Below are 19,778 nucleotides of genomic sequence, written 5' to 3'. Positions count from 1 at the left end.
ACTCTTCACCTCCTACCGCATCATAAGTGTAATATTCCCCGCAGCAATAATAATTGTAATACTTAAAAAGAACATAAATGATACGATAGCTAAGCAAGCAAATACGTAAATGATGCTTCGTCCAATAATGTCTAAGCATTGAATAATTGCTCCGCCGCCAACCGGTTGCAATACTGCTGCTGCGAATTTATAAATAAATGCGATACAGAAAATTTGAATCGCTGGAAAAGCAACAATTAAACATAAAATGACGAGCCCAATAATTCCGACTGTGTTTTTCAATAATCCTGATGCGCTAATAACAGTATCTGCCGCTTCTGTAAACATCCTTCCGACTACTGGAATGAAGTTCCCTGTTACAAATTTAGCAGTTTTCACAGCTATTCCATCAGCAACGGCTGTTGCTGTTCCTTGTACAGATAATACTCCTAAAAAAATCGTTAAGAAAATACCGATAATCCCAACGCTAACGTTTTGCAGAAGCTTGGACAATTTCGTCACTTTATATTGATCACTCATTGTACTTACAATACTTAATATCGTTGCCAGTAATAAAAGCGGTAGAACGATATAATTCATAAGAAGCCCGCTTGTATTCATTAAGAAAATGATAATCGGATGAAAGAAAGATACAGATACAACCCCGCCACCAGTCGCTATAAGCGCCAATAAAATTGGCAATAGCGCTAATATGAAATCTACCATTGTTTGTATCGTTTCTCTTGCATATGTCATAACGACATAAAAACTATTTAAAGCAAAAATAATAAGTACCATATATACAACAGCATCAGCAATTTTACTTACACTACTTTTTGAAAAAGCGGATTGCAGTGATTGCAACAATGCACTAAAGATTGTGAGCATAATGAGTGTGCCAAGCAGTTTTCCATTAGCTGCAAGCTCATGAAATAAATATTTTAATAACCCTATCATCCACTCTTTTAGAGAGAATTCTTTTTCTCCCTTTACAAACTCCATAAAACTCCCTTTTTGACTCTCTGGCAAATAGCCTCCATATTTTGTAACAAGCCCGTCCCAAAATTGCTTCACATCTTCAATTCCGAGCTTATCCAATTGTTGATCAACGACGTTTGTTTCTACAGGAGAAGCTTGTACAACAACCGGTAAAGAAAAGAAAAGGAAGCAAGCAAATAGCAGCTTAGCTCCAAACCTCCTCAACATTCACTCCCCCTTATCCCGTCGGTAAAAATCCGAGAATAGTTTCAATTACAACCGTCAAAATAGGAATTGCCATAACGAGAATTAAGATTTTCCCAGCAAGTTCAATTTTCGAAGCGATGGCACCTTGACCAGCATCTTTTGTAATTTGAGCTCCAAACTCGGCAATATAAGCAATTCCAATAATCTTTAGTAACGTTTCCACGTAGACGTTACTAACTTTCGCTTCACTCGCTACTCTCTCAATCATTTGTAAAATAGAATGAATTTGATCGATTAAAATTAGAAACATCACGCTACCTACGAACACAATAAATAAAGATGTAATACTAGATTTATGCTGGTTCAAAACAGCAGCTAAAAACGTAGCAACGAGGCCTAATCCGACAATTTGTATAATTTCGATTCGAACCGCCTCCTTTACTGGAAGAGAAAGACACTTTTAATCTTGTCGAATAGCGTATTAATTAAAAATGCAACATGAAATAAAATGACGACAAAACCGACAAGGATAACCCAATTTGCAATATCCTCACGCTTCAATTCTTTTAGTACAGTATGAATGAAAGCTAAAACAATGCCGATTCCGGCGATTTGAAATATTAATCCAACATCAATGGACATCGCCTTTCTCCCCCCTATAGCAGTAAAATTACAATTAGTAGCCCTGCTAGTACCCCTAAGCTCTTAATCATTTTTTCGTATTGCAGTTGTAAAGCTTTCGCTTCCTCTTCTTCTCTCTCCAAATGTGTAATACATAAGCGAATATGTTTTTGTTGTGATTCACGATCATGTTGCCCGAGCGTTTCACCAAATTGCTGCAGTATTTCATACTCGGTTTGTTGAAAAGCCGTCAACTTCCAATTCTCTTTCAAACTATCTATCCAAGCTTCCCTTACCGTTTGTTCTCCACTTTCTAGTTTTTTAGCGAAACTTTGAAATATCCAATTTAATGGCTTTGGCATTTGTTTAACTAATCGCTCGGCAGCCTCAGATAAAGGTGTGTGTCCATACATAATTTCTGCCTCTAATGATTGAAGTGCTGATTTTAATAACCTAAGTTGCCTCGGCCTCTCACTGTATCTTTTAGCGTACGAAAACCCGAAAAAGGTGCTGACCGCAACGATTAACACTGCACCAAATATTTTCACCATACGCCCTCAGCCTTTCTATTTGATAACACTGGTTTTCCATATTTATCTTTCACCTGCATAACCGTTCCTGGACCCCTCGCTTTTGACAACTCCACAAACCTATCAAATATACCAAGCTCTAGCACTGCCTTGAGCGATGGACGTCTCACAACATCCTCATAGGAAAATCCGTGTGCGCTTATAAAAAGCTGAACACCTGCATGCACTGCCTCCATAATTGCTTCACTATCTTCTTTACGGCCAATTTCATCTACGATCAAAATATCAGGACTCATAGAACGAATCATCATCATCATTCCTTCTGCCTTTGGACATGCGTCTAACACATCGACTCGGGTACCAAAATCATATTGCGGGATTCCTTTCACACAGCCAGCAATTTCTGAACGTTCATCAACGATCCCCACTTTACAGGAAGGAATTTCCGAAGCACTTACCCCTTGACTCATGCAACGTGCTACATCTCTTAAAAGTGTCGTTTTTCCCGTTTGGGGAGGGCCAATTACCATCGTGTTTAACCACCTTTTTTCATACAAATATGGCAAAAGCGGTTCAGCAATCCCTATTTTTTGACGAGCAATACGAATATTAAAGGAAGAGACATCACGAATCATTTTCACTGCGCTTTTTTCTGTAATGACTTTTCCTGCTAACCCGATTCTATGCCCCCCGCGAAGCGTCACATACCCACGTTTTAATTCCTCTTCCATCGTATAAATTGAGAATTGACTTAATTTATTCAATAAGTAAATAGCATCCTCTGCAGTAGTGATATAGTCATAAAAAAACACCTTTCCGTGTGCAATACACTCTAGCGGCCTTCCAATTCGAACACGAATTTCCTCTAAAGCATCGTATTGCTTACATTCTTCAATTAAGTACTTCATCGTTTTTGGTAAAACTTCTAATACCTCTTTCATCGGCTTCTCCCCACTATACTCGACTTACTATTTCAGTAATGCGATAAAAATACAGCAAATTCCAAGCGCTAGAAAAAAGAGCTTCAAGAAAGAAATTTCACTTGCTACACTCGCTATCCCAATTGTCATTGTTAAAATTAATACGGTAGGTCCAACAAACGCCAACATACCATTTATAAACAACGCTTTCTTCGCATCATTCACATAAAGCATAAGCAAAGCAGCAAATATCTCCGCACTACCTGAAAATAATCGAAGTGCCCCCATAACAAGCACGGATGTTTCCATTGCCGCTAGCCACTGTTTCATTCTTCCACCTTCTCCCGTAACAGTTACTAACTTCGTATTCTAAAAAAGAATATATTTGTACAACCATATGCAGAGGTTGTCTATTTCAGAAGTAAAAACATAATTTTTCTCTAAAGTCTGAATTGGAATCTGAATATTCATATTATTTTATGGTATATTATGGTATATTTAGTTTGAAAGGGGTTTAAACCATGCAGCACATCACTTTATTACCACTAGATTTATGCTATACAAATGTGATTTTCGAGCTATCAAGTGATCCACATATAAAAAATGCATTGGGGATAACGGTAGAAAACATCGAAGACACGAAAACATTTCTTCTTTTCGCAATAGAAGAAGAGCGTCAAAAGAAATCCTTATCGAGAATGATTGTGAATGAAGAAAATGAAATAATTGGCCTCACCACACTTAAACATATTAATAATGAAAAAAAGCAATCTCACATTGGTAGTTGGATTGGCTATCCATACTGGGGAAAAGGCTATAACGAGGCTGCTAAAAAAGAAATCTTTAAAATCGCCTTTTTAGACTTACAACTTTCCTACGTATTTGCTGGTGCTAAAACGAATAATATCCGCTCACTAAAAGCACAAGAAAAACTACCCTATATTTCATTGCATGTGGAAAACAAGTTTCCAGACGAACACGCTGCACTAGAGAAAGAAGTAAGGTCACCTTGCTCTCTGCATGTCGTGTCACGTGAAAATTTTTTAAACTGGTTGAAATTACAGAATGAGGAGGAAAAATATGAAGGCATTGAAAATTAGTTTAACCGTTGTAGTAGAATTAGCTCTTATTTATCTTTTTTCATTATTAGTCGGTTGGTCATTTATAGAGACCTTTTTCCTTGGTAGTTTAGCAATATTTGCAATTATGTGGTTAATTATTATGAGTAACCATAGAAATAACATTACAGATCACGCAATAAGCAAAACATTAACTGGCGTTGAGACTGGCGAAATAAAACCATTTAAAATTGTTTTGACTCCATCTATTATGGGTACTCTTTCACTTGTTTTAGTCAGTTTTATAGTAACAGCTATTTACTATCTACCCTATTTCCTATAAAAAAACACTCGTGAATTATCACGAGTGTTTTTTTACTATGCACGAGAAACGTATTTACCTTCACCAGTGTTGATGATAAGCATTTCGCCTTCGTTAATGAAGATTGGTACTTGTACAACAAGACCAGTTTCTAATGTAGCTGGTTTTGTTACGTTAGAAGCAGTATCACCTTTAATACCAGGCTCTGTTTCTGTAACTTGTAATTCAACTGTGTTTGGAAGTTCAACACCAAGTACTTCGCCTTGGTAAGTCATAATTGCTACTTCCATGTTTTCTTTTAGGAATTTAAGCTCGCGCTCGATTTGTTTTTCACCAAGTTCGATTTGCTCATAAGTTCCGTTATCCATAAATACGTGAGCCTCACCGCTTGCGTATAAGTATTGCATACGACGGTTTTCGATGTGTGCTTTTTCTACTTTCTCACCTGCACGGAATGTTTTCTCTTGAACAGAACCTGTGCGAAGATTACGTAGTTTAGAACGAACGAATGCAGCACCTTTACCTGGCTTTACGTGTTGGAAATCAAGTACTTGCCAAAGGGCATTGTCCACTGAAATTGTTAAACCTGTACGAAAATCGTTTACTGAAATCATGTAAAAAAATCCTCCTGTGTATTACAAAATAATAAGTTCTTTTGGTGATTTCGTAATTACTTCATTACCTTCACTTGTCACAATGATATCATCTTCAATACGTACGCCGCCAATACCTGGAATATAAATACCTGGCTCTACTGTTACAGCCATACCTGGTTCAAGTACTGTATCAGAACGGAACGCTAAACCTGGTGCTTCATGGATTTCAAGACCTATTCCATGACCAGTAGAGTGTCCAAAGTATTCACCATATCCTTTTTCCGTTATGTAGTCACGCGTTAGCGCATCAGCCTCGCGACCTGTTAAACCAGCTTTAATACCGTTCACACCACGTAGTTGTGCTTCTAAAACGATATTATAAATTTCTTTTAATTTATCAGATGGTTCACCGACTGCAATCGTACGAGTAATATCAGAACAATATCCTTTGTAATAAGCGCCGAAGTCTAATGTAACGAAATCTCCTGTTTCTATCACTTTTTCAGATGCCACGCCGTGCGGTAATGCCGAACGAAGACCTGAAGCAACGATAATATCAAACGAAGAAGATGTTGCTCCTTGTTTTCTCATGAAAAATTCAAGTTCATTTGACACTTCAATTTCAGATACTCCCGGGCGAATGAATGATAGAATATGCTCAAAGGCAGCATCTGCAATCTGTGCAGCTTCCTTTAATATCTTAATCTCTGAATCAGTCTTTATCAAGCGTAACTTTTCTACAAGTCCAGAAGTCGGGATAAATTCAGCATCAATCGCTTCCTTATGCACTGAATAAGAACTATATGTAAGAGTATCTTGCTCAAAACCAAGTTTTTGAATTCCAAGCTCTTTCACTTGCTTTGCCACTTCATCAATGATCAATCCTGCGTGCTGTACAACCTCATATCCAACCGCTTGTTTACTTGCCTGCTCGACGTAACGGAAATCTGTAATAAATTGAGCACGATCTTTTGAAATAAGAACAACGCCTGCTGTTCCTGTGAAGTTAGCCATATATCTACGACTATGTTCATTTGTTAACAAAATACCGTCAATGCCAGCCTCATCAAATGCACTTCGTAATCTTTCAATTTTCTCCATTACTTTATGCCTCCCTCAATTTCTCCATTAATGCAAATAACGCTAACTTATAGCCATAAAAACCAAATCCTACAATTTGACCTGCACAAACAGCTGCCGTCACAGATTCATGACGGAACGATTCACGCTGATGAATGTTAGAAATATGTACTTCAATAACAGGAATCGAAATGCTCGCAATGGCATCACGAATCGCATAGCTATAATGCGTAAATGCTCCCGGATTTAAAATGATCCCTTCATATATATCTTCCGCTTCATGAATAATGTCGATAATGGCACCTTCATGATTCGATTGGAAACATTCTAACTCCACTCCCATTGTTTCTGCTTCTTGCTTCATATCTGCTTCAAGTGTCGCTAGCGTGCCCTTTCCATATACATTTACCTCACGAACACCGAGGCGATTTAGGTTAGGACCGTTTACGAGGAGTAACTTTTTCATATTCTTAAAACTCCTTAATATTAAATATCTATACAATATTTTAACATAGGAGTTACTTATTTGAATAGTTCGTCTTCTCTTGCCCTTCTTGTTCTGCTTTATTGCTATTCACTGCGTAAGAAACAGAATATGCTATAAACACACCATACAATATAAAAATACATATTGTCGTCACAATTGTCTCTTTTGGTAAATGGAGCGCACTTTTAATAACAGGAGCCATTAAACCCATCCCCAAAAACAGTAGTGCCCACCAAAATAGCCCATAAATAATTCCCGCTATAATCCCTTCAAACTTCGCAAAAAATGCTTTATACAAAAAGGCGATCAAAATTGAAAGAAGTCCCATACACACTATTCCGAACACATTGCCCCATACCCCCTCTTTCCAACTTCCAAACGCAAATGGTAAAAGGAAATAATTCGGTCCCGCCTCCGTGAATGAAAATATATGAAGGAAATACCAGATCCCGCCCCAAAAGATTCCACCAAACAAACCAATCTGCACAAAATTCCTTGTTCCTAATTGTTCTTGACTCACATCGACACCTCCGCTCAATAGTATGCCCGAAACTATTTTGAAGCATGTTTAAATCCTGCGAAATTTGTCTATAAAAAGAATAAGAAATGTCCGACTCTCATAACATTTTCCCTTGTCATCTACTTGTATTTGCCGATAAAATAAAGGAAACTCGGTGATTGTCTTATTTCAAAACGACAGAACCCAGTATGACAATTGCCTCTTTTTCTACATAAGAGAGAAACAAATACAGGTTGGTGTTAACATGGCAGAAGAGTCAAAACAAATATATGGCGGGCAAGCGGTCATAGAAGGAGTTATGTTTGGCGGTAGAGAATATACTGTTACAGCGGTTCGTCGTAAAGATAAATCGATTGAATTTTATCGATTACCACGCGTTCGTAATAAAGTACTATCTACCCTAAAAAAAATTCCATTTTTACGAGGGATTGCCGCTATTGTGGATGCAAGTGCGAATGGAGCAAAGCATTTAAACTTCGCTTCAGAACGATTTGACGTCCACCCAGAAGATGATGAACAAATTGCAAATAAAAAAGAAGAACAATCAAAATTAACGATGGTATTAGGAGTTGCAGCTGTTGGCGTTTTATCTTTTATATTCGGTAAAGTCATTTTCACAGCAGTTCCTGCACTATTAGCTGAATTAACGAGACCGATTTTCCCATCTCATACTGGGCAAATCATTGTCGAAAGTGTCATTAAGCTCATGCTATTATTGAGCTATATATACTTTATTTCTTTAACCCCACTTATTAAGCGGGTATTTCAGTATCACGGTGCAGAGCATAAGGTAATCAATGCTTACGAGAATAACCTTCCTCTGACTGTAGAAAACGTTCAAAAGCAAACTCGTCTCCATTATAGATGCGGCAGTAGCTTTATTATATTTACAGTCATTATTGGAATGTTCGTTTATTTCCTAGTCCCTACAGATCCTCTTTGGGCACGAGTTATAAACAGAATTTTATTAATTCCAGTTGTACTTGGTATTTCTTTTGAAGTATTGCAATTTACAAATCGATTACGAGACATTCCCGTATTACGCGTACTTGGATATCCTGGATTATGGCTACAACTATTAACAACGAAAGAACCAACAGATGATCAAGTGGAAGTAGCAATTGCATCGTTTGAAGAATTATTACGTTTAGAGAACAAACAATAATTATTTAAAAATGGTGTTCAACTCCTTTCCTCATCGTTAATATACTAATTTCAATATATGTTTTTAGGAGGTGTCCCTTATGAACGGTCGTTCGTTTACTTTCGCTATATTTGTGCTTATTATCGGATTGGCAATATTCGGCCTTGTTTCATCTGTTATTACAAATCCCATGGGTGTATTAAGAAATATCGGGTACATGTTACTTGTTGTCGGTATCTTTTACTTGCTATACAAGATGTTTACAAATTCCAGTGGTTCCGCAAATTCGCAAAGCTCATATAAGCGTGCGGCAAAACAATCGAACCGCAAACATGGGAAACAAAATGTAGCACCCCTAGGCAATTCTTTCTTTAAGTCAAATACTTCTAATGACAAAAGTAAAAAAGGGAATTCTTCCACTTTGAAACGAAAAAGAAAACAGTCTCATTTAACTGTCATTGAAGGCAAAAAAAGCAAAAAGAAAGACCGTGCTTCCTTTTAGGAAATACGGTCTTTTTTTATACTTTGAAGCACTTCTTTTAAACTTTTCTCTCTCATACTTTCAATTCGAAGATGATGATTTTCAAACGGTAAATTCCGTGTCACATCATTAGGTACCACAACGCACGTTAATCCCGCTGCAACTGCTGCTCTCAATCCATTTAATGAGTCTTCAAATACAACAGCTTCAGATGGCTTAATTCCTAATTCTTCTATTGCAACTCGATAAAGAGCTGGATCTGGTTTTACCTTCTCAACATCTTCTCTCGTTTTAATTACTTCAAAATATTCTCGAATTTGTAGCTCTTCTAAAAAATGAATAACCCATTCTCTAGAAGAACTAGAAGCTAGTGCGATTTTTAATCCCATTTCTTTCGCTTCTTCTAAATATTCTTTTACCCCGTCACGAGCTTCTGGTATTCTCATTTTCTCTTTATGTAAAGTTGCCACTTTTTCTTTTAATACACTTTTGTTAAACTTCTCTTTTAATTGATCATTTAGATATGTATAAAGTACCTCATCTGTTGTTCCAATGCATTTCGCAAATTCCTCTAAAGGTAGTTCCCCGCCGTATTCACGAACAGCATCTCTGAAAGAGTGAAACCATATCGTTTCTGTGTCCACAATTAATCCATCAAAATCAAAAATAATTGCTTTCATAATTCTCCCATCCTTTTCGAATTGAAATAAAAAAGGAAACGCCATACGTTCCCCTTAATTACTTTTCTCTTCATTTGCTCTTTGAACACCGCGAAGTGTTTCCACTCGGACTGTATCTTGTTCAAAGTATTGCACTAAATCACCAATGCGATCAATCGCTTCCCAACTTAAATGATGTTCAATTCCTTCTACATCATTGTAAATTTTACTTTCATCCACACCGATAATACGCATAAATTGCTCTAGCAAGTCATGACGATATACGAGACGTTCTCCGATTTTTTTACCTTTTGTTGTTAATACAAGCCCTCTATATTTTTCATAAATTAGATATTCATCTTTGTCTAATTTTTGCACCATTTTTGTTACAGAGGATGGATGTACACTAAGCGCTTCAGCAATATCAGATACGCGGGCGTAACCCTTTTCATCAATCAACAAATAAATTTGTTCAATATAATCTTCCATACTAGGGGTAGGCATCGGTTTCCTCCATCCAAGTTCATTTTGCTTATTCCGTACGAAGCAATCAATAAAATGATACACCAGAAAGAATAACGTGACAAGTTGAAAACGAGCCTAAATATATAAAACAAAAAAGAATCTGTATTTGCATACAGACCCCCCTTAAGTAAAATATTGTATTTCTGCATTAGGAAAAAATTCATTTATATAACCTCTTATCGTTTCTTCCAATACTGCTGCATCATCCTTTTTATATACATATTTTCCGATGCCATATCGTCCCCATTTATACTTCCGCTTCTCTTCATCCATTTCAAGCTTCGTATTTGGATAACGCTCTTGAATAACCTTTTTCGCTGGTTTCGTAAAACGATGCTGAATTAATTCAAACGTTAAATTTGGTATCGTCATATCTTTCAGCGCATTGTACAGTCGCTCAAATAGTTCACGATATCCTTCTTCCCATCCTTCATGCATATAAAGTGGCGCGACTATAAAACCAAGTGGATAACCTGCACCTGCTACTTTACGTGCCGCCTCAATTCGCTCCTCAAATGGCGATGTCCCTGGTTCAAAATTTTTAATTACATATCGTGAATTTATACTAAATCTGAAACGAGTTTTCCCATTATGCTTTGCATCTAATAAATGATCAACGTGCGAATATTTCGTGACGAAACGTAAGCGCCCATATTCACTTTCTCCAATGAATTCAATCGCCCGCTTTAATGCATGTGTTAAATGATCAATCCCAACAATGTCTGATGTACACGCTGCTTCAAATCTTGTTATTTCAGGTGCCCTTTCATCCATATATTGCTTTGCCTTCTCAAATATTTCATCAAGATTGACATACACACGAACGTAAGGCTTACTCCCAAGTGTTGTTTGCAAATAGCAATAATGACAATGTCCCATACACCCTGTTGCGAGCGGAATTGCATATTCAGCTGACGGTTTTGACGTATCAAACTTTAGCGTCTTCCTTACTCCAACGACAAGTGTAGCCTTTGCATTACGATACTTTTGCAAATCATTTTCTCCTGGCAAATTTCTAATTTGATTATGTGATGTCGTTTCACGAATTTCTAATCCCATCTTCGTAAACTTCTCATAAAGCTCTTTTCCAAGCGGATATTCAAGTGCCTTTGGTTCAAAGTAAACGAGTTTTGGCATAAATGGTTTCATGTGCTTCCCTCCCTCTCGTTAGTATGGGAAACGTTGAAAAATTAACACGCATTAAAGTTTTCCACTTCAGTAACTTGCGTTGCAAGTTACTGAATGTTATAATTTGGATAACAGCTACCTTGCAACGCAAGTTACCTGAGTAAAAGGTGGTGAAATCATGCACAGCCAAATGTTAAAAGGTGTATTAGAAGGTTGCATCCTATACATCATTTCACAAGAAGAAGTGTACGGATATGAACTGAGCACAAAATTAAATAAACACGGATTTACATTCGTAAGCGAAGGAAGCATCTATCCGTTATTATTACGTATGCAAAAAGAAAAATTGATCGAAGGCACATTAAAAGCTTCCTCACTCGGTCCAAAGCGAAAATATTATCACATAACCGATAAAGGATTAGAGCAGCTTGAAGAATTTAAACAAAGCTGGGGAATGGTTTCAACTACGGTAAATAACTTATTACAGGGGGAGTGATAGGGATGAATGCACAAGACATGATTGAATTGAATAATAAAAAACGTGAGCTTCTAACACCTGAAAATGAAGTTGCTTATAGCGATATGTTAGTTTATCTTCGTTTATCTAACGTGCCAGAGCAACAAATGGAAGAACTGTTACTAGAAATATTAGATCACCTCATCGAAGCACAAGCAGAAAATAAAAACGCTTATGACATCTTTGGAGATAATTTAAAATCTTATTGCGATGAACTTATATCAGCTTTACCAACTCAAACAAAGTTAGAAAAAGCCTCTTTAATTGGATTTTCTATTAGCTTACTTCTTGCTATACAGTTTGGCATAAATGCAATTATTTCATTTTTTATGTTTTTCTTTGAAAAAAACAATACATTATCAAGTCCGCCTTTTAGCATCCTTGGAACTACTTTGTCTGTTTCAATAATTATACTAGGTATACTATTTATTTTATATTTATTAAAGCGTTACTCCTTTAATCAGAAAATGAATTGGAAAAGAAGAATTCTATTTGGATTCGCATTTGCTACTCCATTTTGTTCCGCTGTATTCTTAAATATTTATTTCCAAAAGCAACCTTATCTCATTTATCATCTAAACTTTTGGCAAAATGCTTTAATTGCTATCTTATTTTTTATTTTATATAAATTACTATATAAAAAATCAAATTTTTAACAGCCCTTCAAAAGGCTGTTTTTTCTTCTGTCTAATTTTACAAATTGAAAAATTTCATAAAGAAAATAAGAAAAATGCAAAATAATTAAAGTTAATTGTTGACGTGATGCTTTTATTATCGGTATCATAAATCTTCGTGAGCAATTATTTTTCGTTATACGATTTTTTTATTATTACTGAATTTTTGAGAGGAGAAATTAGATGTCAGTTAAGAAGAAAACGCAAGTACGCACCGGCAAAATGGTACGTGAACTAATGTTAGCAGACGAAGATGTAAATGCTTCGCTAATTATGGTATATAGTGAAAACGGTGTAAACGCAGAAATTAAAATCGAGGGCTTAACGCCGAAATGTAACGAAGAATTATTTTTGAGCGGAAACGTGGATTGGAACAAGAGTGTTATTTATAAAATTGTTGATTTCACTGGAAACGCTGAAGTTGGTAAAGTTACATTAACAGCGATGAACAAAAACAATGTTTCTCTAGAAATTGAACGCGTTATGTGGAGTAAAGAAAATAAAGAAGCTGCCGAGCAAGAAGAAACACAGGTAGAAGCAGCACCGAAAAAGGAAGTAGTTGTAGAAGCTCCAAAAGCAATTACGCCTGCTCCTAAGCCTGTTACGCGTGTGGAAACACCTGCTATGGCACCTAAGCCTACTCCGGTACCGACACCGAAGCCAGTAAGCGTAGAAGCAGCTGTAGAACTAGTTACTCCAGCGCCTGTGAAAAAAGCGGTCCCTACTCCAGTTACAAAGCAAGAGACAGCACCGGTTGCTCCTGCAAAACCGAAGCAGCCTGCTTTGACTGAAACAAATTCAAAACTACAAGAAAATTATGTTAAACTCGTGAAAAAGACAATTGAAGTTTGTCAAGATTACGAGCTTGGCATCGACATAGATGATTCTATTGAAAGCTTAAAAGAAGAACTACAAAGCCAAGGTATTAGCGTTACATTTGACAAAGAAATTATGGACGTTGTAAATCGCCTTCGTTCTTTACAAGATAAAGGAATCAAAGTAGAAAAAGTACTTAATTTACTATAAAAAAATAAGAGGTGGCAATTGCCATCTCTTATTTTTTATAATTCCACTCATTACTTTCATACTTTTCTTTCGCTAACGTTTGAACTTCATGTAACTGTTCTTCTGTTAATTCATATGGAACAAGTTCTACATCCAATCCTTTTTCAAAGCCAACTTCAAACGCTTTAATTAACTGTTCTATCGTAAATGTACGGTCTGTTAATTCATTAATTGCTACTGCTTTAGAAGAGAACATACTCTTCATACGTTCCTTCACACGTTCATTTGGGAATAAAAATAGATCATATAGTTCATCTAAATCAATTTCTAATGGAATCGATCCATGCTGTAAAATAACACCTTTTTGACGTGTTTGAGCACTACCAGCAATTTTTCGTCCTTCCACTACAATTTCATACCAAGATGGTGCATCAAAACATACGCCGGAACGTGGATTTTTTAAATTTTCACGATCTGCTTCTGTTTTTGGAACTGCATAATATGCTTCTAACCCTAATGCCTTAAAACCATCTAATAAACCTTGCGAAATAACACGATACGCTTCTGTAACTGTTTTCGGCATATTCGGATGATCTTCAGACACAATAACACTATACGTTAACTCTTTGTCATGTAGTACACCCCTGCCGCCTGTTTGACGACGAACGAATCCATATTTCTTTTCGTTAACTACATCCATATTAATATCTTTTTCAACACGTTGAAAATACCCAACTGTTAATGTTGGTACCTCCCATTCATAAAAACGAATTGTTGGTGGCATTTTCTTTTCACTTTGCCAATTTAATAAACATTCATCTAACGCCATATTAAATGCCGGTGAACATTGACCAGAGTTAATATAACACCATTTTTCTTTTCCCATCCTGCACCTCATATAACCAATTATTTTTCACATTCTCTAGTCTACCAAATTCGACAAAATTTGTGAAAGAATACGAAATTTCTTCTTATATGCAAATGAATCTGTTGCATAAATACATAAGGGCATTATAATATTGAAAGTAGGATAAGAAAAAAGGGAGCGATAGAATCGTGTCAACAACTTGGATTATTTTATTAGCCGTAATCGTAGCATTTATCGGCTACACTGTATGGATGTACTTCTATCAGAAAAAATTAATTAAAACTCTTACAGAAGAAGAATTTCGCGCTGGCTACCGTAAAGCACAGCTTATCGATATTCGTGAAGCAGACGAATATAACGCAGGGCATATTTTAGGTGCACGTAACATTCCGTTATCACAAATTCGCCTTCGCCATAAAGAACTTCGTCAAGATCAACCTGTTTACTTATATTGCCAAAGCGGATTCCGTACAGGTCGTGCAGCGCAATACTTAAAAAAACAAGGCTACAAAGATTTCTACCAATTACAAGGCGGATTTAAATCTTGGACAGGCAAAATTAAAAAGAAATAATAACATACAAAAAACTAGCTGAATAAATCAGCTAGTTTTTTCATTTCATCTTATTCGCAATGTATAATAAATTCTGCTTGATTACCTTTTCATCGTTCTCTTCTACATTCCGATACAGCAGTTGATATTCAATTCCTTTCTCTTTCCATATAAGCGTAGCAAATTCGTCACCACGTTCATAATCATCTTTATTTTTAAAATAAGCAGACGTTCCATTATTCAGTTTCATTTGTTCTTGAAATCGCTTCTCTTCCACAAGATCTGGAAAACTATAAGGAAAGTTCGCGACATTTAACTCAATATACTCATTTCTACCTGGTTCTTTCTGTTTATATTTAATCGTTAAGACAGTGTTCTTTTTCCCAAGCGTTCTTACTTCCCCCTTCACATCACTTGTAATATCGTACGGTAAAAACGTTGGAACTTTAAACTTCACCGGAAAATATTTTGGAAGTTCCTTTAGCGGAATAGGATCCGTAACACGATCCATAGCTCCTCCCGTTGTTCCCACAAAGTGTTTTTCTTCTTGCATCGTTTGCTGAAACGAACACGAACTAAGCACGAAACTAGAAAACACGAAACAAATGATTCTTTTTTTCAATTTGTTTCCGCCCTTTCATATCGCTCTCTTAACGAACGAAGCGTTGATATTCTCTTCATATTCGCTTTGTCACCAAACTCCACCTTTGAAAACTTTCCACGTTATTCTCACACATTTTGACAACACTTTTTGCAAACAAAAAAGACCCCTATCATTCTTACGCCCAAGTGAAAAGGTTACGCGAATAAAAAGAAGTCTTATTAATACCATAGTTTGTGAAAAGCTTTTCAGGTCAAGATTTTTTCTTTCTTATTATTTTCCCTTTATAATAAGGGAAAGAGGTGATACATATGGCCAATATAAAACAAATTGCTAAAACTGCTGGTGTATCGATATCAACTGTTTCTCGTGTCCTGAATAATCACCCTTACGTAAAAGAAGAAAAGCGTAAGCGTGTTCTAGATGCTGTTGAAGAATTAAACTACGCAAAAAATATAAATGCTGTCCATTTAATAAGAGGGAAAACATATACAATTGGCGTTATGCTTCCTTTCATTAACCTCCCCTACTTCAGTACGATTATTGAAGGAATCGGAAACGAAGCGTTATTAGCTGGGTATCATATTAATTTATGTCAAACGAATTACGATAGCATTGAAGAAATTCGTGTTCTTGAAATGATGAAAATGAAACAATTTGATGGGATGATTATTTGCTCCCGAACGAGCTCTTGGGAACAAATCGAACCTTTTGCAAAATTTGCCCCTATTATTTCATGTGAAAAAATGAAGCATCCCCTCATTTCATCCATCTACGTAGATCATTATGAAGGTTTCCGTCTTGGTACTGCCTATTTACTAAGTAGAGGCCATGAAAAAATCGGAATTTGTTTAGCAAGAAAAACAAGTGTAAATTCCATGGAGCGCGAAAAAGCGTTCGCCGATACACTTCGTAACGAAGGGAAAACGTTGCATCCTGAATGGATTTTCCACCAATGCTATACAATGCAGGACGGAGCACAAATACTCCATCGTATTTTAAATATGAAAAATCGTCCAACTGCTATTTTCACAGCGAACGATCAAGTTGCAGCTGGTTTATTAACAGAGGCTCGAAAACATGGTATTCGAGTACCTGAAGACCTTGCTATCCTTGGATTTGATAATCATGAAATTTCAAAGGCATTAGAAATTTCCACAATTGAACATCCCGGTCTCGCAATGGGCTCACATGCTTTTTCTTTATTCCATAAGCAGATCCAAAGCGAGCAAATTGTCGGCAGTGCAAAAGAACTTTCATTCCATTTAATTGAGCGAGAGACTGTCTAAAAAGAGCGTTACTTATAACGCTCTTTCTCAGATCTTCACCTATTGACATTATATTTCCCATCTCATATAATGAACCTAACGAACGGTAGGTAGGGGATGAAAATGACAGCAAACCGCATTAAAGCTGTAGCACTTTCTCATTTCGCACGCTACGGCTATGAAGGAACTTCATTGGCAAATATTGCTCAAGAAGTTGGGATTAAAAAACCATCGATTTACGCACACTTTAAAGGAAAAGAAGAGCTATATTTCATATGCTTAGAATCTGCTCTTCAAAAAGATTTGCAGAGCTTCACAGGCGATATCGAAAGCTTTTCCAATTCGTCTACTGAAGAATTGCTTTTAAAATTATTAAAAGGGTATGCAAAACGATTTGGTGAAAGTGAAGAATCAATGTTTTGGTTACGAACTTCTTATTTTCCGCCTGATGCATTTCGCGAACAAATTATTAATAAAGCAAATGTACACATTGAAAACGTCGGAAAACTTTTATTCCCTGTATTTAAAAGAGCAAGCGAACAAGATGAGCTGCATAACATTGAAGTAAAAGACGCCTTAGAGGCTTTTCTATGCTTACTCGACGGTCTTATGGTTGAACTATTATACGCAGGTTTAAATCGTTTTGAGACACGTTTAGACGCTTCTTGGAAAGTATTTTGGCGCGGACTTTCAAACTGACGGATTGCTCCTTTGCAATGCGTCGTTTTTAAGCCCTTTACCTAACGACTGGTAGGAAGGAGCAATGACATATGGCATGGATTTATGTAATCATCGCTGGTATTATTGAAATATTTTGGGTGATTGGACTAAAAAAAGCAGAGGCACCACTTGAATGGGCTGGTGTTGCTCTATTAATTACAATTAGTTTCGTCTTATTATTTAGAGCTTATAAAGATTTACCTGTCGGCACTGTATACGCAGTCTTTACAGGAATCGGAGCTGGTGGAATCGTTCTTACAGAGATTTTCATCTTCGGAGAACCTTTCTCTATCGTAAAAGTTTTATTAATCGGTTTAATCTTCTTCGGAGTAATTGGTTTAAAACGAGTAACAGAAGAAAAAGAAGCGAAGGAGGCCGCATAAAATGGCTTGGGTATTTTTAATTCTAGCTGGTATTTGTGAAATTATTGGTGTACTCTTTATGAAAGTAGCCACTGAAAAGAAAGGCTGGGCACCAAAAGTTATTTTAATCGCTAACTTCGGCGTAAGCTTCTTCTTCTTATCTCTTGCGATGAACACATTACCGATGGGAACTGCTTACGCAATTTGGACTGGAATCGGAACTGCCGGAAGTGCACTTCTAGGCATTCTCATTTTCCGAGAATCAGCGGATTGGCGTCGTCTTGCTTTCTTAAGCTGTATTCTATGCGGCGCTGTTGGCTTAAAACTATTAAGCTAACGAGAGGTGAATGTCATGTGGAAAGAACAAGGAAAGAAAATATTAGCATGGATCACACTTGGTATCGTCATTCTATTACAAATAAGTTTTCATATAATAGAATCATTGTTTCATAAAGTATTATCCATTCTCACATTCCTTCCTAACATGACAATTGAAATGATATCAATTGTTTGGTCCATTATCGCCTCCATTGCAATCGTCATTATATGGAGTATCGCCAAACTATGGAATAAGTTATTAAAAAAGGACAGTACTTCTGAAAAAGAGTAACTGTCCTTTTTTATATTCATTCAGACTTTCTGTAGAAGTTAGATGTGATAAGACAAAACAGACCAACTATGGCAATACTTATACCAACCCTTTTAGTAAACTTGGAAATAACGGTGGTATATCCGAGTAAACATTTGCTAATATGAGACCGATTGAAAATAAAAATATTCCTATTCTATATAACCATTTTCTTTTGTTCATCATTCTCCCCTCCTAACATTTTTCATACACTCCTTTCTTTTGGACATACTACCTAAAAAAAGGAGTGAATAATATGCAAAATTCTATACATAAGCAAATCCTATTTTTATTTTTCCTATTTCTTATTCTCATCATCGTTTTCAGCTTTATATTACATACTCCGAAAGATGTGCCAAATAGCGTTTCTTTTTATAAACTACTGCTCTCGTATTGTCGTTATTGAAGAAGGTGCCTTTTTGAAATTTCCCCAAGAAAAAAAGACCAACATTTTCCTGTTGGTCTTTCGTATATGTATCACTTTTCAAAGCGATCTAACATCTCGTCTCTCATTCCGAAACTTACTACTGCAATTCCTATATACATAAACAGAAGGAATGCCGGATGAACTGTGTTGTACCAGCTGCTGTCAACAATTAAGTAAATCGTTAATGCCACAACAAGAACAAACGCTAAGATAAACATATAAAAGTGTCTTGTACTACCCATGATAAACTCCTCTCTTCTCACTTCACCATTCAACAGTTTATTTTATCGAATAATTCGATATGACTCAAGGTTAACTTTCTGTTATGTAATCAAGTTCTACCTTTACAATGTCCTCACATGCTATTGAAATGATTGTTCCTTGTTTATCAATCGCCGTCACTTCTCTATTATCCATTACACGATTTGCTACTCTTTCTAACACTTTTCCTTGGTCTCGATAGCAAAATTCTTTTACATCTTTAATTGTTTCTCCATTTTCTAAATGGTATACCATTCTATAACATCGATATCCCACACTTTCACCCCCGTCTTGTTCGTTTTTTCACATATACATAAAAATGAGTAATCTTTGCCTCATCACATCTTCTTAATTTCAATAAAATTCTAACAAAAATAAATACTTTTATCAAACCGACTTTTTCAACAAAACTACCTATAAAACTACACCTTTACACCATTAGGAAACAAAAAATATATTTTTTTAACATTTTCTTCACTATTTCTGCATAAAGTGAAACTTTAATCAGTGGGGATTTTTGTTCATCCCCACTGATTATTAGTTGAACCAATCGGGCATTTACGGACAGTTTATCTCCCACCTGACTTCTTTGCACCAGCTAAGTTTTGAGTTGGAAGTTTACTGTCCGTTAATGCGGGACAAATTATCCATACAAAAAAAG

The 19,778-nt window shown here is 36.3% G+C and carries 30 protein-coding genes and 1 pseudogene; 13 read left to right on the top strand and 18 right to left on the bottom strand.

All coding sequences use genetic code 11. The features are described from left to right. Positions 1-12: 12 nt before the first annotated feature. Genes spoIIIAE through BLT20_RS06295 form a run of 6 tightly spaced genes read right to left on the bottom strand, consistent with a single transcriptional unit; the run spans position 13 to position 3,565 of the window. Positions 13-1,185, bottom strand: a complete 1,173-nt coding sequence (gene spoIIIAE / locus BLT20_RS06320; protein ID WP_000946110.1) for a stage III sporulation protein AE — start codon at positions 1,183-1,185, stop codon at positions 13-15. 10 nt (positions 1,186-1,195) lie between these two features. Continuing rightward, positions 1,196-1,579, bottom strand: a complete 384-nt coding sequence (spoIIIAD, locus tag BLT20_RS06315) for a stage III sporulation protein AD (RefSeq protein WP_077393170.1) — start codon at positions 1,577-1,579, stop codon at positions 1,196-1,198. Between the two features lie 23 nt (positions 1,580-1,602). Beyond that, positions 1,603-1,806 carry a stage III sporulation protein AC gene (spoIIIAC, locus tag BLT20_RS06310; RefSeq protein WP_000020914.1) on the bottom strand — a complete coding sequence of 68 codons (204 nt, stop codon included), beginning with the start codon at positions 1,804-1,806 and terminating at the stop codon, positions 1,603-1,605. A 14-nt stretch (positions 1,807-1,820) separates the two neighbouring features. Beyond that, entirely contained in the window at positions 1,821-2,336 is a 516-nt protein-coding gene (spoIIIAB, locus tag BLT20_RS06305; protein WP_000238702.1) for a stage III sporulation protein SpoIIIAB, read from the bottom strand. Then, positions 2,330-3,256, bottom strand: a complete 927-nt coding sequence (spoIIIAA, locus tag BLT20_RS06300) for a stage III sporulation protein AA (RefSeq protein ID WP_000665905.1) — start codon at positions 3,254-3,256, stop codon at positions 2,330-2,332. Before spoIIIAA ends, spoIIIAB begins: the two co-directional genes overlap by 7 nt. A 27-nt stretch (positions 3,257-3,283) precedes the next feature. Continuing rightward, the gene (locus BLT20_RS06295; protein WP_000816050.1) at positions 3,284-3,565 is read right to left on the bottom strand and encodes a YqhV family protein; all 282 of its coding nucleotides are present in this window, start codon (positions 3,563-3,565) and stop codon (positions 3,284-3,286) included. 191 nt (positions 3,566-3,756) lie between these two features. On the opposite strand from BLT20_RS06295, the gene BLT20_RS06290 reads away from it, so the two are divergent. Continuing rightward, positions 3,757-4,335 carry a GNAT family N-acetyltransferase gene (locus tag BLT20_RS06290; RefSeq protein ID WP_001163837.1) on the top strand — a complete coding sequence of 193 codons (579 nt, stop codon included), beginning with the start codon at positions 3,757-3,759 and terminating at the stop codon, positions 4,333-4,335. Then, complete coding sequence (locus BLT20_RS06285; protein ID WP_000645569.1) at positions 4,316-4,636, top strand: hypothetical protein; 321 nt, start codon at positions 4,316-4,318, stop codon at positions 4,634-4,636. Before BLT20_RS06290 ends, BLT20_RS06285 begins: the two co-directional genes overlap by 20 nt. A gap of 35 nt (positions 4,637-4,671) precedes the next feature. Here the strand turns inward: BLT20_RS06285 and efp are convergent, their stop codons facing one another. The 4 genes from efp to BLT20_RS06265 are packed head-to-tail and all read right to left on the bottom strand — an operon-like array spanning position 4,672 to position 7,298. Next, positions 4,672-5,229, bottom strand: coding sequence for an elongation factor P (gene efp, locus BLT20_RS06280; protein ID WP_000626516.1), 558 nt, complete (start codon positions 5,227-5,229; stop codon positions 4,672-4,674). A 21-nt stretch (positions 5,230-5,250) separates the two neighbouring features. Next, the gene (gene pepQ / locus BLT20_RS06275) at positions 5,251-6,312 is read right to left on the bottom strand and encodes a Xaa-Pro dipeptidase (RefSeq protein ID WP_000411040.1); all 1,062 of its coding nucleotides are present in this window, start codon (positions 6,310-6,312) and stop codon (positions 5,251-5,253) included. 4 nt (positions 6,313-6,316) lie between these two features. Further along, positions 6,317-6,757 carry a type II 3-dehydroquinate dehydratase gene (gene aroQ, locus BLT20_RS06270; protein ID WP_000735140.1) on the bottom strand — a complete coding sequence of 147 codons (441 nt, stop codon included), beginning with the start codon at positions 6,755-6,757 and terminating at the stop codon, positions 6,317-6,319. A gap of 52 nt (positions 6,758-6,809) precedes the next feature. After that, positions 6,810-7,298, bottom strand: coding sequence for a YqhR family membrane protein (locus tag BLT20_RS06265; RefSeq protein ID WP_000076881.1), 489 nt, complete (start codon positions 7,296-7,298; stop codon positions 6,810-6,812). A 244-nt stretch (positions 7,299-7,542) separates the two neighbouring features. On the opposite strand from BLT20_RS06265, the gene BLT20_RS06260 reads away from it, so the two are divergent. Together BLT20_RS06260 and BLT20_RS06255 are read left to right on the top strand one after the other, a co-directional pair. After that, positions 7,543-8,463, top strand: coding sequence for a DUF1385 domain-containing protein (locus BLT20_RS06260; RefSeq protein ID WP_000807121.1), 921 nt, complete (start codon positions 7,543-7,545; stop codon positions 8,461-8,463). A gap of 79 nt (positions 8,464-8,542) precedes the next feature. After that, positions 8,543-8,944 (top strand): SA1362 family protein, encoded by a 402-nt coding sequence (locus BLT20_RS06255; protein WP_001014463.1) that lies wholly within the window; start codon positions 8,543-8,545, stop codon positions 8,942-8,944. On the opposite strand, the gene BLT20_RS06250 is transcribed toward BLT20_RS06255, so the two are convergent. From BLT20_RS06250 to splB, 3 genes are all read right to left on the bottom strand, one after another. Beyond that, a complete protein-coding gene (locus BLT20_RS06250; protein WP_025687934.1) occupies positions 8,941-9,603 on the bottom strand; it encodes an HAD family hydrolase in 663 nt (220 codons plus the stop codon). The two genes, BLT20_RS06255 and BLT20_RS06250, sit on opposite strands and share 4 nt — an antisense overlap. Positions 9,604-9,657: 54 nt before the next feature. Continuing rightward, positions 9,658-10,086, bottom strand: coding sequence for a transcriptional regulator MntR (mntR, locus tag BLT20_RS06245; protein ID WP_001143085.1), 429 nt, complete (start codon positions 10,084-10,086; stop codon positions 9,658-9,660). A gap of 144 nt (positions 10,087-10,230) precedes the next feature. Beyond that, entirely contained in the window at positions 10,231-11,256 is a 1,026-nt protein-coding gene (gene splB / locus BLT20_RS06240; protein ID WP_000802107.1) for a spore photoproduct lyase, read from the bottom strand. Between the two features lie 157 nt (positions 11,257-11,413). Here splB and BLT20_RS06235 point away from each other — a divergent pair, with 157 nt between their 5' ends. The 3 genes from BLT20_RS06235 (at position 11,414) to BLT20_RS06225 (ending at position 13,452) form a co-directional block, all read left to right on the top strand. Next, complete coding sequence (locus tag BLT20_RS06235; RefSeq protein ID WP_000556078.1) at positions 11,414-11,731, top strand: PadR family transcriptional regulator; 318 nt, start codon at positions 11,414-11,416, stop codon at positions 11,729-11,731. Between the two features lie 5 nt (positions 11,732-11,736). Beyond that, complete coding sequence (locus BLT20_RS06230) at positions 11,737-12,408, top strand: DUF1129 family protein (protein ID WP_000993578.1); 672 nt, start codon at positions 11,737-11,739, stop codon at positions 12,406-12,408. A gap of 201 nt (positions 12,409-12,609) precedes the next feature. Continuing rightward, positions 12,610-13,452, top strand: a complete 843-nt coding sequence (locus tag BLT20_RS06225; RefSeq protein WP_000111898.1) for a hypothetical protein — start codon at positions 12,610-12,612, stop codon at positions 13,450-13,452. Positions 13,453-13,480: 28 nt separating this feature from the next. On the opposite strand, the gene BLT20_RS06220 is transcribed toward BLT20_RS06225, so the two are convergent. Continuing rightward, on the bottom strand, positions 13,481-14,317 hold the full coding sequence (locus BLT20_RS06220) for a lipoate--protein ligase family protein (protein WP_000514081.1): 837 nt from the start codon (positions 14,315-14,317) through the stop codon (positions 13,481-13,483). A 170-nt stretch (positions 14,318-14,487) separates the two neighbouring features. On the opposite strand from BLT20_RS06220, the gene BLT20_RS06215 reads away from it, so the two are divergent. Beyond that, complete coding sequence (locus BLT20_RS06215; protein ID WP_000108653.1) at positions 14,488-14,871, top strand: rhodanese-like domain-containing protein; 384 nt, start codon at positions 14,488-14,490, stop codon at positions 14,869-14,871. 40 nt (positions 14,872-14,911) lie between these two features. Here the strand turns inward: BLT20_RS06215 and BLT20_RS06210 are convergent, their stop codons facing one another. Next, the gene (locus BLT20_RS06210) at positions 14,912-15,448 is read right to left on the bottom strand and encodes a hypothetical protein (RefSeq protein WP_033666640.1); all 537 of its coding nucleotides are present in this window, start codon (positions 15,446-15,448) and stop codon (positions 14,912-14,914) included. Between the two features lie 314 nt (positions 15,449-15,762). Here BLT20_RS06210 and BLT20_RS06205 point away from each other — a divergent pair, with 314 nt between their 5' ends. From BLT20_RS06205 to BLT20_RS06185, 5 genes are all read left to right on the top strand, one after another. After that, positions 15,763-16,740 carry a LacI family DNA-binding transcriptional regulator gene (locus BLT20_RS06205; protein ID WP_001273985.1) on the top strand — a complete coding sequence of 326 codons (978 nt, stop codon included), beginning with the start codon at positions 15,763-15,765 and terminating at the stop codon, positions 16,738-16,740. Positions 16,741-16,836: 96 nt separating this feature from the next. Next, complete coding sequence (locus BLT20_RS06200) at positions 16,837-17,418, top strand: TetR/AcrR family transcriptional regulator (protein ID WP_002005730.1); 582 nt, start codon at positions 16,837-16,839, stop codon at positions 17,416-17,418. A 71-nt stretch (positions 17,419-17,489) separates the two neighbouring features. Next, a complete protein-coding gene (locus BLT20_RS06195) occupies positions 17,490-17,822 on the top strand; it encodes a DMT family transporter (protein ID WP_000312339.1) in 333 nt (110 codons plus the stop codon). 1 nt (position 17,823) lies between these two features. Beyond that, positions 17,824-18,138: a DMT family transporter gene (locus BLT20_RS06190; protein ID WP_000312623.1), complete on the top strand. Its 315-nt coding sequence runs from the start codon at positions 17,824-17,826 to the stop codon at positions 18,136-18,138. A 15-nt stretch (positions 18,139-18,153) separates the two neighbouring features. Then, complete coding sequence (locus BLT20_RS06185) at positions 18,154-18,411, top strand: DUF3975 family protein (RefSeq protein WP_000265429.1); 258 nt, start codon at positions 18,154-18,156, stop codon at positions 18,409-18,411. A gap of 16 nt (positions 18,412-18,427) precedes the next feature. On the opposite strand, the pseudogene BLT20_RS06180 reads toward BLT20_RS06185, so the two are convergent. The 3 genes and pseudogenes from BLT20_RS06180 to BLT20_RS06165 all read right to left on the bottom strand — a co-directional run bounded on the left by BLT20_RS06180 (position 18,428) and on the right by BLT20_RS06165 (position 19,372). After that, a pseudogene (locus tag BLT20_RS06180) lies at positions 18,428-18,615 on the bottom strand (hypothetical protein). Positions 18,616-18,906: 291 nt separating this feature from the next. Further along, positions 18,907-19,098 (bottom strand): hypothetical protein, encoded by a 192-nt coding sequence (locus tag BLT20_RS06170; RefSeq protein WP_000535933.1) that lies wholly within the window; start codon positions 19,096-19,098, stop codon positions 18,907-18,909. 70 nt (positions 19,099-19,168) lie between these two features. Beyond that, positions 19,169-19,372, bottom strand: a complete 204-nt coding sequence (locus BLT20_RS06165; protein WP_000262496.1) for a DUF3929 family protein — start codon at positions 19,370-19,372, stop codon at positions 19,169-19,171. Positions 19,373-19,778 lie beyond the last annotated feature (406 nt).

It is taken from the genome of Bacillus sp. cl96, assembly GCF_900100505.1.
Classification (GTDB): domain Bacteria; phylum Bacillota; class Bacilli; order Bacillales; family Bacillaceae_G; genus Bacillus_A; species Bacillus_A cereus.
Note: the sequence above shows the minus strand (reverse complement) of the source record. Positions and strands in the feature narration are given on the sequence as shown.

Excerpts from the sequence above, each read along its gene's own strand:
- BLT20_RS06165 (WP_000262496.1), bottom strand. The coding sequence starts at position 19,372 with ATGGTATACCATTTAGAAAATGGAGAAACAATTAAAGATGTAAAAGAA.
- BLT20_RS06220 (WP_000514081.1), bottom strand. The coding sequence starts at position 14,317 with ATGGGAAAAGAAAAATGGTGTTATATTAACTCTGGTCAATGTTCACCG.
- spoIIIAE (WP_000946110.1), bottom strand. The coding sequence starts at position 1,185 with ATGTTGAGGAGGTTTGGAGCTAAGCTGCTATTTGCTTGCTTCCTTTTC.
- BLT20_RS06235 (WP_000556078.1), top strand. The coding sequence starts at position 11,414 with ATGCACAGCCAAATGTTAAAAGGTGTATTAGAAGGTTGCATCCTATAC.
- pepQ (WP_000411040.1), bottom strand. The coding sequence starts at position 6,312 with ATGGAGAAAATTGAAAGATTACGAAGTGCATTTGATGAGGCTGGCATT.
- spoIIIAA (WP_000665905.1), bottom strand. The coding sequence starts at position 3,256 with ATGAAAGAGGTATTAGAAGTTTTACCAAAAACGATGAAGTACTTAATT.
- efp (WP_000626516.1), bottom strand. The coding sequence starts at position 5,229 with ATGATTTCAGTAAACGATTTTCGTACAGGTTTAACAATTTCAGTGGAC.
- BLT20_RS06290 (WP_001163837.1), top strand. The coding sequence starts at position 3,757 with ATGCAGCACATCACTTTATTACCACTAGATTTATGCTATACAAATGTG.
- BLT20_RS06195 (WP_000312339.1), top strand. The coding sequence starts at position 17,490 with ATGGCATGGATTTATGTAATCATCGCTGGTATTATTGAAATATTTTGG.
- BLT20_RS06260 (WP_000807121.1), top strand. The coding sequence starts at position 7,543 with ATGGCAGAAGAGTCAAAACAAATATATGGCGGGCAAGCGGTCATAGAA.
- splB (WP_000802107.1), bottom strand. The coding sequence starts at position 11,256 with ATGAAACCATTTATGCCAAAACTCGTTTACTTTGAACCAAAGGCACTT.
- BLT20_RS06185 (WP_000265429.1), top strand. The coding sequence starts at position 18,154 with ATGTGGAAAGAACAAGGAAAGAAAATATTAGCATGGATCACACTTGGT.
- BLT20_RS06170 (WP_000535933.1), bottom strand. The coding sequence starts at position 19,098 with ATGGGTAGTACAAGACACTTTTATATGTTTATCTTAGCGTTTGTTCTT.
- BLT20_RS06190 (WP_000312623.1), top strand. The coding sequence starts at position 17,824 with ATGGCTTGGGTATTTTTAATTCTAGCTGGTATTTGTGAAATTATTGGT.
- BLT20_RS06255 (WP_001014463.1), top strand. The coding sequence starts at position 8,543 with ATGAACGGTCGTTCGTTTACTTTCGCTATATTTGTGCTTATTATCGGA.
- spoIIIAB (WP_000238702.1), bottom strand. The coding sequence starts at position 2,336 with ATGGTGAAAATATTTGGTGCAGTGTTAATCGTTGCGGTCAGCACCTTT.
- aroQ (WP_000735140.1), bottom strand. The coding sequence starts at position 6,757 with ATGAAAAAGTTACTCCTCGTAAACGGTCCTAACCTAAATCGCCTCGGT.
- BLT20_RS06285 (WP_000645569.1), top strand. The coding sequence starts at position 4,316 with ATGAAGGCATTGAAAATTAGTTTAACCGTTGTAGTAGAATTAGCTCTT.
- BLT20_RS06230 (WP_000993578.1), top strand. The coding sequence starts at position 11,737 with ATGAATGCACAAGACATGATTGAATTGAATAATAAAAAACGTGAGCTT.
- BLT20_RS06200 (WP_002005730.1), top strand. The coding sequence starts at position 16,837 with ATGAAAATGACAGCAAACCGCATTAAAGCTGTAGCACTTTCTCATTTC.
- mntR (WP_001143085.1), bottom strand. The coding sequence starts at position 10,086 with ATGCCTACCCCTAGTATGGAAGATTATATTGAACAAATTTATTTGTTG.
- spoIIIAC (WP_000020914.1), bottom strand. The coding sequence starts at position 1,806 with ATGTCCATTGATGTTGGATTAATATTTCAAATCGCCGGAATCGGCATT.
- BLT20_RS06205 (WP_001273985.1), top strand. The coding sequence starts at position 15,763 with ATGGCCAATATAAAACAAATTGCTAAAACTGCTGGTGTATCGATATCA.
- BLT20_RS06295 (WP_000816050.1), bottom strand. The coding sequence starts at position 3,565 with ATGAAACAGTGGCTAGCGGCAATGGAAACATCCGTGCTTGTTATGGGG.
- BLT20_RS06225 (WP_000111898.1), top strand. The coding sequence starts at position 12,610 with ATGTCAGTTAAGAAGAAAACGCAAGTACGCACCGGCAAAATGGTACGT.
- BLT20_RS06250 (WP_025687934.1), bottom strand. The coding sequence starts at position 9,603 with ATGAAAGCAATTATTTTTGATTTTGATGGATTAATTGTGGACACAGAA.